Origin of the sequence: Amycolatopsis sp. DG1A-15b (assembly GCF_030285645.1) — a bacterium.
Lineage (GTDB): Bacteria > Actinomycetota > Actinomycetes > Mycobacteriales > Pseudonocardiaceae > Amycolatopsis.
In genome coordinates this window covers 6,117,470-6,131,233 of the sequence record NZ_CP127296.1, presented here as the reverse complement: position 1 = coordinate 6,131,233, position 13,764 = coordinate 6,117,470, and the positions used below count along the sequence as shown (strand labels likewise).

Annotated in this window: 14 protein-coding genes; 5 read left to right on the top strand and 9 right to left on the bottom strand. The window is 71.0% G+C overall.

What is annotated here, in order from left to right; all coding sequences use genetic code 11:
- Positions 1-84: 84 nt before the first annotated feature.
- Positions 85-999 (bottom strand): LysR family transcriptional regulator, encoded by a 915-nt coding sequence (locus QRY02_RS27960; RefSeq protein ID WP_285985820.1) that lies wholly within the window; start codon positions 997-999, stop codon positions 85-87.
- A gap of 103 nt (positions 1,000-1,102) precedes the next feature.
- Here QRY02_RS27960 and QRY02_RS27955 point away from each other — a divergent pair, with 103 nt between their 5' ends.
- Both QRY02_RS27955 and QRY02_RS27950 read left to right on the top strand, forming a co-directional pair.
- Positions 1,103-1,798, top strand: a complete 696-nt coding sequence (locus tag QRY02_RS27955; RefSeq protein ID WP_285985819.1) for an SDR family oxidoreductase — start codon at positions 1,103-1,105, stop codon at positions 1,796-1,798.
- 89 nt (positions 1,799-1,887) lie between these two features.
- A complete protein-coding gene (locus tag QRY02_RS27950; protein WP_285985818.1) occupies positions 1,888-2,583 on the top strand; it encodes a hypothetical protein in 696 nt (231 codons plus the stop codon).
- 2 nt (positions 2,584-2,585) lie between these two features.
- On the opposite strand, the gene QRY02_RS27945 is transcribed toward QRY02_RS27950, so the two are convergent.
- The 5 genes from QRY02_RS27945 to QRY02_RS27925 form a co-directional block, all read right to left on the bottom strand.
- Positions 2,586-3,026, bottom strand: coding sequence for a GNAT family N-acetyltransferase (locus tag QRY02_RS27945; protein ID WP_285985817.1), 441 nt, complete (start codon positions 3,024-3,026; stop codon positions 2,586-2,588).
- 817 nt (positions 3,027-3,843) lie between these two features.
- Positions 3,844-5,064, bottom strand: a complete 1,221-nt coding sequence (locus QRY02_RS27940) for an HNH endonuclease signature motif containing protein (protein ID WP_285985816.1) — start codon at positions 5,062-5,064, stop codon at positions 3,844-3,846.
- A 55-nt stretch (positions 5,065-5,119) separates the two neighbouring features.
- A complete protein-coding gene (gene tnpC, locus QRY02_RS27935; RefSeq protein WP_285985815.1) occupies positions 5,120-6,547 on the bottom strand; it encodes an IS66 family transposase in 1,428 nt (475 codons plus the stop codon).
- Between the two features lie 98 nt (positions 6,548-6,645).
- The gene (locus QRY02_RS27930) at positions 6,646-8,127 is read right to left on the bottom strand and encodes an alpha/beta hydrolase (RefSeq protein ID WP_285985814.1); all 1,482 of its coding nucleotides are present in this window, start codon (positions 8,125-8,127) and stop codon (positions 6,646-6,648) included.
- Positions 8,128-8,210: 83 nt separating this feature from the next.
- Complete coding sequence (locus tag QRY02_RS27925) at positions 8,211-9,605, bottom strand: MDR family MFS transporter (protein WP_285985813.1); 1,395 nt, start codon at positions 9,603-9,605, stop codon at positions 8,211-8,213.
- Positions 9,606-9,680: 75 nt separating this feature from the next.
- Here QRY02_RS27925 and QRY02_RS27920 point away from each other — a divergent pair, with 75 nt between their 5' ends.
- Together QRY02_RS27920 and QRY02_RS27915 are read left to right on the top strand one after the other, a co-directional pair.
- Positions 9,681-10,199 carry a MarR family transcriptional regulator gene (locus QRY02_RS27920; protein WP_285985812.1) on the top strand — a complete coding sequence of 173 codons (519 nt, stop codon included), beginning with the start codon at positions 9,681-9,683 and terminating at the stop codon, positions 10,197-10,199.
- Positions 10,199-11,035, top strand: a complete 837-nt coding sequence (locus tag QRY02_RS27915; RefSeq protein WP_285985811.1) for a DMT family transporter — start codon at positions 10,199-10,201, stop codon at positions 11,033-11,035. Before QRY02_RS27920 ends, QRY02_RS27915 begins: the two co-directional genes overlap by 1 nt.
- Here QRY02_RS27915 and QRY02_RS27910 read toward each other — a convergent pair.
- From QRY02_RS27910 to QRY02_RS27900, 3 genes are all read right to left on the bottom strand, one after another.
- A complete protein-coding gene (locus tag QRY02_RS27910; protein WP_285985810.1) occupies positions 11,024-11,353 on the bottom strand; it encodes a hypothetical protein in 330 nt (109 codons plus the stop codon). The genes QRY02_RS27915 and QRY02_RS27910 overlap by 12 nt on opposite strands.
- 231 nt (positions 11,354-11,584) lie before the next feature.
- On the bottom strand, positions 11,585-12,481 hold the full coding sequence (locus QRY02_RS27905; protein ID WP_285985809.1) for an NHL repeat-containing protein: 897 nt from the start codon (positions 12,479-12,481) through the stop codon (positions 11,585-11,587).
- Positions 12,482-12,590: 109 nt separating this feature from the next.
- Positions 12,591-13,058: a GNAT family N-acetyltransferase gene (locus QRY02_RS27900; protein ID WP_285985808.1), complete on the bottom strand. Its 468-nt coding sequence runs from the start codon at positions 13,056-13,058 to the stop codon at positions 12,591-12,593.
- Positions 13,059-13,115: 57 nt separating this feature from the next.
- Here QRY02_RS27900 and QRY02_RS27895 point away from each other — a divergent pair, with 57 nt between their 5' ends.
- Positions 13,116-13,694, top strand: coding sequence for a TetR/AcrR family transcriptional regulator (locus QRY02_RS27895; RefSeq protein WP_285985807.1), 579 nt, complete (start codon positions 13,116-13,118; stop codon positions 13,692-13,694).
- The last annotated feature ends 70 nt before the right edge of the window (positions 13,695-13,764 follow it).

The following is a 13,764-nucleotide window of genomic DNA, read 5'->3' as shown; positions in this document are numbered from 1 at the left end:
GCCACAGCCAAATCGGCCCCGGACGGAGAAGTTCGTCTGGATGGCACAAAACCTTCGTAGGAAATCTGTCAGATTCACCAGGACTTAACGGGGCGCTGCGGACAGTTTGTCCGACAGGACACCGGGCACGGTGAGCCCCCGGTGCGTCACGTCCGAAGAAAAGCGCCGGACGAGCGGATCCGACGGCGTCGCGGTGAACGTCACGACGTCCCGGTGCAGCGGAGGCTTCAGCCGCCGCAGCGCCCCCGGGAAGGTCCGCGTCAGCGCGGTGGTCGGGACCAGTGCCACCCCGAGCCCCGCCGCGGCGAGCTGGGCCGCCGTCGCCGCCTGTTTCGTCCGCATCACCGCGTCCAGCACCGTCCCGTTCCGCGCCGCCTCCTGGTCGAGCCAGCCACCGAGCCCATTGTCCCGGTGGTAGTGCACCACCGGAATGCCCGCGAGGGCGGTCATCGGGACGGCCGCCCGGGCAGCGAGCGGGTGGTCCGCGGTCAGCGCCACGACGATCTCCTCGCGTCCCACCACCTCGGCGGACCCCGTCCAGCGGCTCGGCCGCGGCCCGACCGCGATGTCCGCTTCGCCCGTTTCCAGGGCTTCGACCAGCGCGTCCGCGCTCGTGGTCTCGGTCAGCGTGATCAGCACGTCCGGCCGGTGGCGGTGCCAGGCGCGCAGGACGGGGGCGAGCAGTCCGGCGGTCATGCTCTCCGCGCACGCGATCCGCAGGGTGCCTTCGCCACCGCCGGCCACCGCGCGGCCGGTCCGGACCACCCGCTCGGCGGCGGCCAGCGCCGCCCGCGCGTCCGCGAGCACCGCCCGCCCGGCGGCGGTGGGGCGGACCCCGCGCGGCAGTCGTTCCAGCACCGGCGTCCCCAGTTCCCGCTCGAGCGCGCCGATCTGATGGGACAGCGCGGGCTGCGACAGGTGCAGCCGCGCGGCCGCCTCGGTGATCGAGCCCGCGTCCAGGACGGCGACCAGGCACTCGAGCGCGCGCAGCGTAGGCATTCGTGAATTCTATCGCAGCAATCGAAAACCTTCGGATCGCGATGGGATTGTTCCGGGCGCGCCCCGCGCTGAACGCCGTGTGCGAGACGAAAGGAGCACGGAAATGTCGTTCGAGGGAAAACGGCTGGTCATCGTGGGCGGCGGCGCGGGGATCGCCCGGCGGATCGCGGTGGACGCGTGCGCGGCCGGCGCGGAAGTGATCTGGGCCGGACGCCATCCGGCGGCGCTGGTGGAGCCCGGTGTCCGGGCCGCGTTCGCGGACCTCGGTGAGGAATCGTCGTTGAAAGCGCTTGCCGGCGAAGTGGGCGAAGTGGACTTCGTGGTCTCGCTCGCCGCGGCGCCGGCGAACGGCCCGGTCGCGACGTTGGAGCGTGCCGCGGTCGCGCGCGCCTTCGACGCCAAAGTGGTCGGTCCGCTGATGCTCGCCAAGCACTTCGCGCCGCGATTCCGCGAAGGCGGTGCCATGGTGTTGTTCTCCGGCGTCGCCGCCTGGCGCCCGGCGCCGGAGAGGACGGTCATGGCGACCACGAACGGCGCGGTGGCGTTCCTCGCCGAAGCGCTCGCCGTGGATCTCGCGCCGGTCCGGGTCAACGCGATTTCCCCGGGCATCGTCGACTCGGGTGCGTGGGACCGGCTCGGCGAGGCGAAGGCGGAGTTCTTCCGCCGGACCGCGGAAGCGAATCCGGCCCGCCGGGTGGGGCGGCCCGAGGACGTTTCGGCGGCCACGCTCCAGTTGCTGGCCAACCCGTTCGTCACGGGTTCGGTGCTGCATGTGGACGGTGGCGGCCGGCTCGGGTGAACGAGCCTTTACACGGAGTTGAAGCGTTCCTATGATCGGCCGTCCGGACGCGTTGCCGCCCGTCCGGACGGCCCCAGGTGGAGGGTTTGATGGCACGTAGGGCTCCGCGCCGAGAGCAGGTCACCGTCGCTGAGCTGCTGGTCCGCTCCGACGCATCGTTTGATCGTTACCGCGACGAGGACACGGTCGTGTTCCCGCGGGTGGCGCGCCACCGGGAGAGGCCGCAGGTCTTGCGCTCGCTGACGCGGGTGCGGATGTTGTCCGTGGTCGCGGGGGCGCTGGCGCTGACAGGCGGAGTCAGCGCGGCGGTGTCGATGCCCTCTTCGCGCGACGTGGGTGCGGCCTGGCCGCCGGCCGGCTTGGAACCCCCGGCGGTGGCGCTGGTCCCGCTGCCGGCCGACGTCGTCGTGCCGCCGGCCAAGCACGCCCCGGCGCCGCCCGTGACTCCGGAATCCGTAGCGACTCCGGCGGAGCCGTCCGGAATTTCCCCGGTGGCGGTCGATCCGGAATCGGATTCCGTCAGCCCGGCCGTGCGCCGCGGAACCTTGGCGCGGGCGGTGAAGATCGTCGACAAGGTGAAGACGCCGGTGAAGGCGAAACCGGCGCCGCCCGCCGAGCAGGCGGCGCCGGTGCGCCACGAGATCCCGGACGTTCCGCTCTGGTCGCGCGGCCGCCCCGGAACCCCGGACTGGCCGGCGATGTGGGGCGGCCGCCGCCCGGCCGGCTTTTCCTTCGGCGAGCACCACCACGGATGCGGCGGAGGCGGCGGCCGTCACCGCCGCTGAGGTCAGGTGCCGAGCGGAAGCTGGTACTGCATGAATCCCTTGTCGACCGCGACCTGGTCATAGAGCCGCCGGGCGGTCGCGTTCGACGTGTGGGTGTGCCAGTAGACCCGCACGCACCCCCGCGCCCGCGCCCAGCCGGCAACGGCTTCGATGAGGGCGCGGCCGACCCCGCGCCCTCGAGCGCCGGCATCGGTGAAGAGGTCCTGCAGGTAGCAGACGTCGGCGGAGGTGGTGCTGACGTGCGTGAGGAAGTGGACGATGCCGACGAGTTCGCCCTCGGCCCACGCGCCGAGAGCATGCATCCGTTCCCCGCGGGCGAACTCGCGCCACGCCCGGTCCACGAGTTCCGGCGCGAGGGTCCTGCCGTAGAACGTGTTGTAGCCGGCGAACAGGTTTTCCCAGGCAGCGCGGTCTTTTTCGGTGAGGCCCCCAACGGTGATCATGGTCCGAGGCTAACGCGCAGGGGACACGCACCGGACACAACTCGCGAGTAAGGTGACGAACCCGAATCGAATTCATAGAATCGCGGAGCCCGGGTCGGCGAAAGCAGCGGAGGTTCCTGATGGCGCGCACGGCGCACCGTGCCAGCGGCAGACGCGTCTCGGTGGGGGAGCTGATGCTGCGGCCGGATGTCCGTGGCCGCCGACGCCCTGAAGATCTCGAAGTGCTGGAGCTGGCATACCGCATGCGCCGCCGAATCGGCCCCGAGGCGGCGACGCAGGTCCCGTCGCCGGGAGCCCGAGCACTGGCCGCGGTGACCGCCCTTTGGCGGCGCAAGCCGAGGTAAGCCCCGGTCAGGCCGCTGCGGGCACCGGTGCCGTCCACGGACTTTTCCGGCCGGCCGGTTGGCCGCGCGCGTGGTTCGGCGGTGGCCGGGCCGAGGAACTCCGGTAGGTCGCTGGTGGCGCTTCTTCGCCGGGGTGGTGCAGCAGCCGGTGGTGGTGGCGGTGGGTCTGCCGGGTCCGAGGTGCGCACCTTCAGCAGCCGAGCTGCGCGGTGGAACCGTTGATGGAGGTTGTTGGCTCCCGGTGACGCACGGGGCCAGGCGGATCTTGCGGTTCTGGTCCGGTTGCCTGCGCGGTTGAGGGTGGCGCCGTGGGTGGTGCTCGTGGGCGCGGGTCCTTTCGGCGGTGTGGGGCGCGCACGCTTCGTCTGCCGGGTTGGGAAGCGGGGCCGTTGGCGGATTTGTGCCGCCCGAGTCTCTTCGCGGGTCGCGTGGGTGTGGGCCCGTAGCCGTGTGGCTGCGGGCCTTTCCCGTGTTCAGGCTGCGAATGGAAGTGGTTGGTGGAGGTTGTTGCGTCTGGGTTTTCGGCGTTTGTCGATGAACCGTGGTGGGAGGCCGTCGGGGGCGATGCGGACTTCCCAGCCGGAGCGGTGCAGGAGTCGGTGGTGGTGGGCGCACATCAGGACCAGGTTGGTGAGGTTGGTAGGGCCGCCGTCGGCCCAGTGACGGATGTGGTGGCCTTGGCAGTGCCGGGGTGGTCGGTGGCAGCCGGGGAAGGCGCAGCCGCGGTCGCGTAGGTAGAGGGCGCGGCGGAGCCCGGCAGAGATGAGGCGGCGGAGGCGGCCGAGGTTGAGGGGTTCGCTTTTGTCGCCGAGGACGGCGGGGATGAGCATGCTGTCGCAGGTGTGCACCCGGGCTTCGGCAGCGGACATCTCACCCGTGTCCCCGAGCATGGCCGTCCCGACACCGGTCTTCAGGTCCTCTAGCGACACTGCGACCATCACATGGGCTCGTTCCCCGGCCTGCATGGGCAGTTCCGGGGAGTTGAGGGCGAGGTCGACTGCGTCGGAGAACGCGTCGCCGTAGCGTTGGGGCAGGGTGCGGTGGTCGGGGCCGTCGTCGCTGGTGCGGCGTTCGGCCAGGGCATCGAGCAGGGCGCTGGTGCGGGTGCCGGTCTCGTCGTCGAATGTGCCGTTCAGCTCCCAGACCCCGGTTCGCTTGCGACGCAGGAACAGTTCCCGTTTCGGAGCAACGGGTTCCGTCTCGTCGGGCTGGGTGCCGTCGGGGTTCAGGTGGGCGAGGATGCGGGCACCGTGGGCGGCGACCTGTTTGTGCCCGGCATCAAAAGCGAAAGTCAGCAAGTCAGTCTCGACGCTCGCATGATGCTCAGGCGAAACCTGGGCAAGCACACCGGTGATCACGTCGATCATCGGGTTGCTCAACCGCCCAGCCCGCGCGGCAACACCGGTCGCGGCCGCGAGAGCGGGAATCGGGCTGCCATCAAGGTTACGGCCGGGGTTGAGAGCGCGGGCGCGTCTCACCATCCGTTCGCCAGCCTGCCTCGGAACATCGACAAGATGCTCCAACAACCGGGCCACAGAGCGGTAACCGAACAGCTCCATCACCCCGCGCTGCTCGATTTCCACCAGCAGTGCACCAAGTTCCGCCTCCGCCGACCGCATGCACGCGACCAGCTCACCGATGCGGTCGGCAAAAGCCACAGCATCGGAGGAGACAGCCAGGTTGTTGTCGGACATACCCCCAGATTACCGAGGTTCGAACACAGGTTCATCACACGAAAGGGGTAACTATTCAGGCCATTTCGATATTGGTTGGCAGCCAAGGGTTTCCGGTGATGGCCTCGCGGAGTGCGGTGATGATGTGGAGGCCGTGCTTGCGGACGGTGGAGATGTAACCGCGGACGCGCAGCCAGGCATAGGCGCCGTGCCGGGTGCGCCAGCCGCCGGAGATCTTCAGCTGCGCCTTGATCATCCGTAGGTCACGTTCGGCTTGGTTGTTCGTGAACGGGACGGTCAGGTCGCGGGCGAACAGCAGCACTTGGTGCTGGTAGTCGCGCAAGCGCACCAGCAGGTTCCGGGTCTTGCTTTGCTTGCGACCCCGGTCCGGCGGGTGCAGCAGCAGACCAAGATTGACCGTGCGGGCGAACCTGGAGATCAACGGATCGACAATATGGGCCGGTATCGCGGCCAGGCCGGCGTCTCGCGCGGCGTGAGCAGCGGTGTTGAGCTCTTCGAGAGTCTTCATGGCGATCCTGGGCCAGGCGTGCTCGGGATGGGCTTCGCCGGCCGCGACCAGTTCGCGCAGGTGGTGGGCGTTGCAGCGGGCGTGCTTGCGCCCGAAGTCTTGATACGACATCAGCCCGTCATGGACCGCGACACCACGGAACCGGGTGAGGATCCCGAACTCGTCCATCGCCTCACCACCACGCTGAGGATGGGGCAGGTAGGCGGTCAGATGTGGGGTGCAGGCGACGTGCAGCCACCAGTTCTTTCCTTCGACCCGGATGCCGGTCTCGTCGAAGTGTGCCACCGGCGCTGCCCGCAACGCGTGCTCGACCTGCTCGGCGAACCCGGCGAGATGGGAGGCGACCGGGTTGAGGACGCCGGCGACCCAGCCGGTGGACACCGGCAGCCCGAGCAGGTCTTCCAGCAGCTGCGCGGTCCGGGCGACGGGGATGTGCTGGTAGGTCAGCAGATAGACCGCCAACGCGGTCACGTTCGGTCCGTAACAGGCGGGCGCGGTCGCCTCGGCCGGGGCGGCCGCGGTGGTGATATGACGGCATCCGCGGCACCGCAACCGGTGCAGGCGATGCTCAGTCACCGACGGACGGACCGGCGGCAGATCCACCACCTGCCGCCGGATCATCCCTGCACGGTCAGTGCGGCGCAAACCCGCACCACACCCCGAGCATCCCGACGGCGCGTGGTCAACGATGGTGTCCGGGTTGTCCACCAGGGACAGATTCGCTCCGGGCGCGCCGGGCTGTTTGCCCTGCTTACGTCCGGTCCTGCCACGTAGTGACTTAGGGGCGGGTTTGCTGAACCGGTCCGACGATGGTGGCATCGAGGAGTTACCCGAGTTCGTGCCCAAGCGGCGCTTGAGCGCGGCAACCTCGGCCCGCAACGCGGCGATCTCCTCCCGCGCACGAGCGAGCTCCACCGCCTGCGCTGCAACCAGCGCGGCCAGCTCGTCATACGACGGACGAACACCTTCCCCCACAACAAGATCATCCCACAGGCCCGCTCACAGCCCGACAACGACCTGAACAGTTACCGAAAGGGCGTAAGGGGCAAGCTGCTGTCCGGGGAACCGAAGCCTCAGAAGCCGATCGTCGAAGGAGGTTGGGCGGTCAAAGCCGTTGCCGGTGGCTCGACCGCTGCGCAATGCGTGCCCGGCGCCGGCAGCTTTCCGGTGATCAGGTAGTCGTCGGTCGCCTTTATCACGCAGGTGCTGTTCTTGGCGTACGCGCCGTGGCCCCAGCCGTCGTAGGTCAGCAGGGTGTTGCCGGTCTGGCGGGCCACCGCCTGCGACCACGCGTACGGTGTCGCCGGGTCGTGGCGGCTGCTCAGCAGCAGCAACGGTGGTGCGCCGTGGATCTGCGGCACGCGCTGCGGGTTGCTGGTGCGGTTCGGCCAGCCGATGCAGCTCGTGACCGTCGCCCAGCCCAGTGCGCTGATCTTGACGTCCGGGGCGAGCACCGCCGCCGCGCGGCGGTAGGTCTCGAGTTCGGCGAAGTTGTGCACGGGCAGGCGCCAGTCGTCGCAGAGCACGGCGGGGAGGACGTAGTTGACCGGGATGTCCTCGCGCAGCCGGGTCGAAGCCCCGGTGCCGTCCACGAAGGACTTCAACGCCGACGCGAGCCGACCCCAGCTCGGGCCGTAGAAGTTGCTGTGGATGATCGAGGCGAGCGTCAGCGGTGTGACCGGCTCGCCGCTTCGCGGGTCCGTGAGCTCGCCGCGCGCGGCCTTGTCCTGGAGGTCACGAGTCAGCTTCGAGACGTCCCGGTCGTGCAGCGCGCAGCTCGGCGTCCGGTCGCACCAGGTCGCGAACTCGCCGAACTCCGCCTGTACCGACTGGGTTTCGCTCCTGATGAAATCCCAAGCGGTGAACTGCGAATGGTCCATGTTGCTGTCCAGCACGAGCGCGCGGACCTTGTCCGGGAACAGTTCCGCGTACTGCTGGCCCATCAGCGTGCCGTAGGAAACGCCGTAGTAGGTCAGCTTGGCCTCGCCGAGCGCGCCGCGGATGACGTCCATGTCCCGCGCGACGCTCTTCGTGTCGCCGAACTCCGCGAGCGGCCCGGTGAGCCGGTTGCAGCTTTCGCCGAGCTTTCGTTTGTGCGCCGCGAGCTGCTCGAACTCGGCCTGGTTGCGCGGCACCTGCGGGTAGTCGGCGATCAGTTCCTCGAGCCCGCACTTGATCTGGGTGCTGGCACCGACGCCGCGCGGGTCGAACCCCACGGTGTCGAAGCGCCGGGTGACCTCGGGTGAGAGCGACCAGCCGGTCTTGACCGCCTCGGTGCCCGATCCGCCGGGGCCGCCCGGGTCCATCAGGACCGAGCCGATCCGGGCCTGGGGATCCGTGGCCTTGCGCCGGGCGAGCGCGACGGACGTGGTGCCGCGGTCCGGGTGCGCCCAGTCCACCGGCACGGTCACCGTGCCGCAGTCGACGCCGGGCGCGTCGGCGCACGGCTGCCAGTCGACGGATTCCGCGGCCGAAGCGGGCGTTGCCGCCAAAAGGCTCCCCAAAACCGCCGTCACCGCCGCGGCCGTCACCAGCCGCTTGCGCACCCCCGCCATCGCCCGTCCTCCCCCTCACCGACAGTGCCCGACCCACTCCAGCAAATCACCGATCCGATGATCCCGCCAGCTTCCCAGGTGCCTCACGCCGTCACGTCCACTGTGGACGATCGTTCGACCCGCCGGAGCCAGGCGGTGGCCAGCGCGCCGAGCACGCACAGCACCGCCAATACGCCGAAGGCCCAGCCGAACCCGGTCGCCGGGCCGGCGCCCAGGCCCTGGGCCAGCACGAGCACGCACAGGGCGCCGCCGAGCGCGCCACCCACGCGCAGCACGATGTTGACCAGCGCGGTGGCGTGGCCGAGCTCGACGGCGTCGACCGACGCGTACGCCGCCGTCGACGCGGGGATGATCGAAAGCCCGAGCCCGGCGCCGCGGACCAGGAGCACGGCCTGGACGAGCCACATCGGTGTCTCCGGGCCGAGCCAGGGCATCGGCACCGTGCTCGCCAGCACCACCAGCGACCCGGTGAGCGCGACGGTCCCGCCGCCGTAGCGATCGGTCAGCCGCCCGGCCACGAACACGAACACCGTCGTGGCCAGCCCCATCGGCGCGAGCAGGACGCCGGACTCGGCGGTCCCGGCGCCGAGCCGGAGCTGGAACCACAGCGGCAGCAGCAGGACGGCGCTGAACATCCCGGCGCCGCCGAGCAGCACGGACGCGAGCGCGGAGCCCAGCACCGGCCGCGCGGCGAGCCGCAGCTGCAGCACCGGGTGGGTGGTGCGCAGCGACCACCAGGTGAACAGGCCCATGGCGGCGGCGCCGATGGCCGCGAGAACGATGTCGAGCGCGCCGGGGGTGGCCAGTTCGGTGAGCCCGTACACGAGCAGCGGCAGGCCGAGCGACACCATGGCCAGGCCGCGCCAGTCCATCGGCGGCGGCTGCTGCCGGTCGCCGCGCGGCACGTACCGCAGCGCCAGGCCGAACGCGAGCAGCCCGATCGGGAGGTTCAGCCAGAACAGCACCGGCCACGAGAAGTGCGCGAGCAGGAAACCGCCGACGCTCGGCCCGACGACCGGTGCGAGCCCGACCACGAGCGCCAGCGTGCCCATGGTGCGGCCCAGCCGTTCCGGGCCGACGGCCAGCCCGATCACGGTCTGCCCGGCGGTGACCATGACGCCGGCGGCCATGCCCTGCACGGCCCGGACGGCGATCAGCGTGCCCGCGTCCGGGGCGAGGGCGCACGCCACCGACGTGAGCAGGAACGCGGCCAGCGCGCCGAGCCACAGCCGTCCGGCGCCGAACTTCCGCCCGAGCCACGGCGTGAGCGGGAGCGCGGCCGAGAGACCCAGCAGGTACGCCGTCGCGACCCACTGGATCTCGACGAGTGCGACGCCGAGGCTGTCCCGCATCGATTCGAGCCCGACGGCGACGATCGAAGCGTCCATGTTGCCCAGGAAGCCGCCGAGCGCCATCACCCCGGACGCGATCCAGACGGTGCGCGGGATCGGTGGCGACGCGGTGCGGAGATCGGTCATGGTGCCGACGGTAAAAGCTCCAGGAAGGTTGAAGTCAACCTTGCCAGGGCCGAGCGCCCGTGTTATGCATGAGTAATGCATGAGACGCGGCTCGCGAACCTGCTCGGCGCGGCGGTGCTGAACCTGTCCGACCGGATGACGGGCGCCGCGGCGGCGGCCGCCGGGGCCAGCTTGAGCGGAACGGCCGCGCTGGTGGTGCTCGCGGAGTTCCCTGGGCTGGGCGGCACCGAGCTGGGGCAGCGGATCGGGCTCAGCCAGCCGGCCTGCGCCCGGATGCTCGACCAGCTGGAGGCCCGCGGGCTCGTGCGACGGCAGGCGAAGAGTGGTCGCGCGGTCGGCGTCCGGCTCACCCGCGCTGGGCGGTCCGCGGCGAACCGCGCGCTCGAGGCACGGCAGGAAGTGCTGGCCGGCGCGCTGGGTGCGGTGTCCGATCCGGACGCGCTCGAACCCGCGCTGGCACAGCTGTTGCGCGGGCTGCACGCCGAAGTCCGCTCGGGCGACCTGATGTGCCGGCTCTGCGATCGTCCCGGCTGCGTCGCGCAGGACCGGATCTGCCCGGTCGGGCAGGCGCAGCGTGAACTCGGGACGCCGTGATGGGCAACGTTCTCGCGCTCGTCTCGGCGCTGTGCTTCGGAGTCACGCACTTCGTCAGCGGGCTGGTGTCCCGCCGGGCACCGGGAATGACCGTGTCGCTGTACGCCCAGGTCGCGGGCACAGTGGTGACTGTCCCGTTCGCGGCGTTCGCCGGCTCCGGCCCGCCCACCGCGGCGGCGCTCGGCTGGGGCGCGCTATCGGGAGTGGGCACCGGGGTGGGCGTCGCCTTCCTCTACCGCGCGATGGGCAAGGGGGCGATGAGCCTGGTAGTGCCCGCGAGCGACGTCGCCGCGGTGGTCCTGCCGGTCCTCTTCGGACTTGTCTTGCTCGGGCAGCGGCTTTCGGGACCCGCGCTCGCCGGGACCTGTTGCGCGGTACCGGCGTTGTGGCTGGTCTCGCGGTCGCGCGGGGAGCGGGCCGGCCGGACGGCGGCGGGGATCCCGGACGCCTTCGTCGCCGGGCTCGGCTTCGCCGTCCAGTTCGTCGCGCTCTCGCGGATCCCGGCCGAAGCGGGGTTCTGGCCGGTGGTGTTCAGCCGCGCGGTGTCGGTGGTGGCCATCGCCGGCCTGGTCGCGTCGACGCGGGCGCCGTGGCGGCTGCCGTTGCGCTTGCTGGGACCGGCCGCGTTCGCCGGGGTGTGCGGCAGTGCGGCGATCGTGCTCTACCTGCTCGCGGCCCAGCGGCAGCTGCTGGCCGTCGCGACCGTGCTCGCGGCCCTCTACCCCGCGGTGCCGGTGGTGCTGGCGCTGGTCTTCCTGCGCGAACGGCTGAGCCGGGCCCAGCTCGCCGGACTGCTCGGCGCGGGCGCGGCGATCGTGCTCGTGTCACTGGGCTGAACGGCGGAAAACGACGCTCCGGCTGTCCGCGTCGAGACCCCGGTAGTGCTCGAGGGCCGCCACGGACTCGGTCACCTGCTCGAAGCTGGGCAGGGCGCGCACGTTCGCCACCAGCGTCATGTCCTTGCGCGGGATCTCGACGAAGCACACCTCGACGCCGGCGTGCTCGGCATGGGCGGCCACCTCGGCCTGCCAGCTCGGCAGATCGAACTCGTCCCCGAGCCATTCGTGCAGGTAGACACACCACTTGCCGCGCAGCAGCTCACCCGCGATGGCTTCCAGGCCGACCACGTACGGCTCGGTCACGCGCTCGGCCATGACCGTTCCCCGCAACACCAAGGCACCGTTTCCCTCCTGCACCCGGCGGCGACCCCTACCGCCGGAAAGCGCTCTCTCGGCGGTGGCCTCCCCGCTCCGCCGAGCAGCGCGAACCCCGGTGACCGATGATCGAACACCGGGGTCCGCCAATTTACCGGTGGATTTGTTTCCCAGCAACCGTTTCCCGGAGATCACGGAAAGCGCGTGCACAAGCGGCGTGCGGATGCACGGTCATTTCAGCCGGGTGCGCAGCAGGTTGGGTGATCCGCCGAAGTACGCGCTGTCGGCCACATACAGCGTGTCACCGCGGACGGCCACCGACGTCGGATTGGCCAAGCCGTCTGAAATGGACAAAATGGTCCGGACCCCGTTGTGGCCGGCGATGACGACCCGGTTCTCCTGGTTGACGGCCGCGACGACGTCCTCGCCGTGGAAGGCGAAGTCGTCGACCGGCCCGAGACCCGAGGCCACGACCCGGCCGGGCGCTCCGCTGAGCGGGAACCGGACCAGTGTGCCGCGATCCAGGTTGGACACCCAGAGCGCGCCGTCGTGGACCTTCACGCCGTTCGCGCCGAAGCCGCCGGCCGGGGCGAGCAGCTCACCGGTGGCCCAGTCGGTGACCCGCCCGGTGTGCGGGGAGACGCGCCGGACGACCGAGCCGAACGAATCGGCGACGAAGATGTCACCGCTGGCGGGGTCGCGCGCGACCCCGTTCTGGAAACCGGCCGGCGGCAGCGCGGCCACCTGCACCGGCGCGGCGCCGGGGCGCACGCGGTAGAGGCCGGTTGCCGCCGTGCCGGTCGAAACGGCCACGTACAGGTCGCCGCCGGGGACGCGGACGATGCCGCCGAGGAACAGTTTCCGGTGCACCACCGGGACGTCACCGTCGGCGGGGACCGGGATGCGGGCGATGACGCCGATCCGCCCGCCGGGCGTGACCCGGCCGATTTCGCCGGTGTAGGCGAAAGTGAGGTCGGCGGAGCCGTCGGGCTCCAGGGCGATGTTCTCGGGCTGCTGTCCGGTGGAGAGGTCGAGCGGGATGATCCTGGACGCCGCTCGGGCGGGTGCGGCCGGAACGGCCAGGACGGCGGCCGCGGTCAGCGCGACGCCGATCTGCTTGATGCGCAAGGGAAACTCCGGTTCGTGAAGGAACGGCAGAGCGCCGTGCCTTCGACCGTAGGCCCGGAGTGCACCCGGCCGCCAATAGCTCGGCTTGGGCCGGCCATCGGAAAACCGATCACAGGTCGCGGGCGAAGCAGCGGGAGAGCGGTTCGCCGCGGTAAGGCCCGTACGCCTCGATCGGTTCGTAGCCTTCGCGCCGGTAGAAGCGGATCGCGTCCGGCTGCCCGGTGCCGGTCTCCAGCAGCAGCCGGGTGATGCCGAGCTGCCGCGCGTGGTCTTCGAGGGCGCGCAGCAGGGCGGCCGCGACGCCGGTGCCGCGGACCGCCGGCTCGACGTACATGCGCTTGACCTCGCCCGACCGGGGGCCGAGCAGCCGCAGTCCGCCGCAGCCCACGGCGGTACCGGCGGCGTCCCGCGCGAGCAGGAACACGGCGACGGTTTCGGCGGTGGGGACCGCGCCGGGTTCGTGGTCGTCGGTGCCGTAGCGGGCGTCGAGCTCGGTCCGCTGGGCTTCGCGCAGGCGGACGGCGTCGGGATCGTCCCAGGTCACCGGGGCGATCGTCAGCGTGCGGTGATGTGTCAAGGCACACTCCCCTTTCCGTAACAGATGTTACCGTAGCACCTGTTACGATTCCGAGCCATGCCGAAGCAGCGTGACGTCCAGGCGCAGCGAGAGCTGCTGTCGAACGCGACCTGGCAGGTGCTCGCCGACGACGGCCTGCCGGGGCTGACCCTGCGCGCGGTCGCCGAGCGCGCCGGCTGCACCACCGGCCTGGTGATGCACGCGTTCCCGACGAAGAAGGCGTTGCTGCTGCACGCACGTGACCTGCTGTACGCGCGCACGGCGGTCCGCGCGGACGCGGCCGAAGCGGCGTGCGCGGACGCGCCGGGCGCGCTCGCGGCGGTGCTGGGCCAGGCGGTGGACCTCCCGCACGGCCACCACGAGGAATCCCGGGTCTGGGTGGGCTTCCTGGCGGCGGCCCTGGCCGACGACGACCTGGCCGAACGCCACCGCGCGGCGAACCGTTCGTTCCTGGCCCGCATCCACCGCCTGGTGGCGGCCTGCCGTCCGGAGTGGACGGACGAGCGGCTCGAGCTGACGACGAAGAGCCTGGTGGCGCTGGTGGAGGGGATGAACGTCCTGGCCGCGGCCGACCCGAAGACCTACCCGGCCCGGCTGCAGCAGGACGCGCTCGCCGAGGCGCTCGCCGGTCTGTGAGGGGCCTGTCCGTCACAGTCGAATGTGGTTCGGCCGCGATGTGAACCGCTAGGATGCCGGTCCGGCGGGA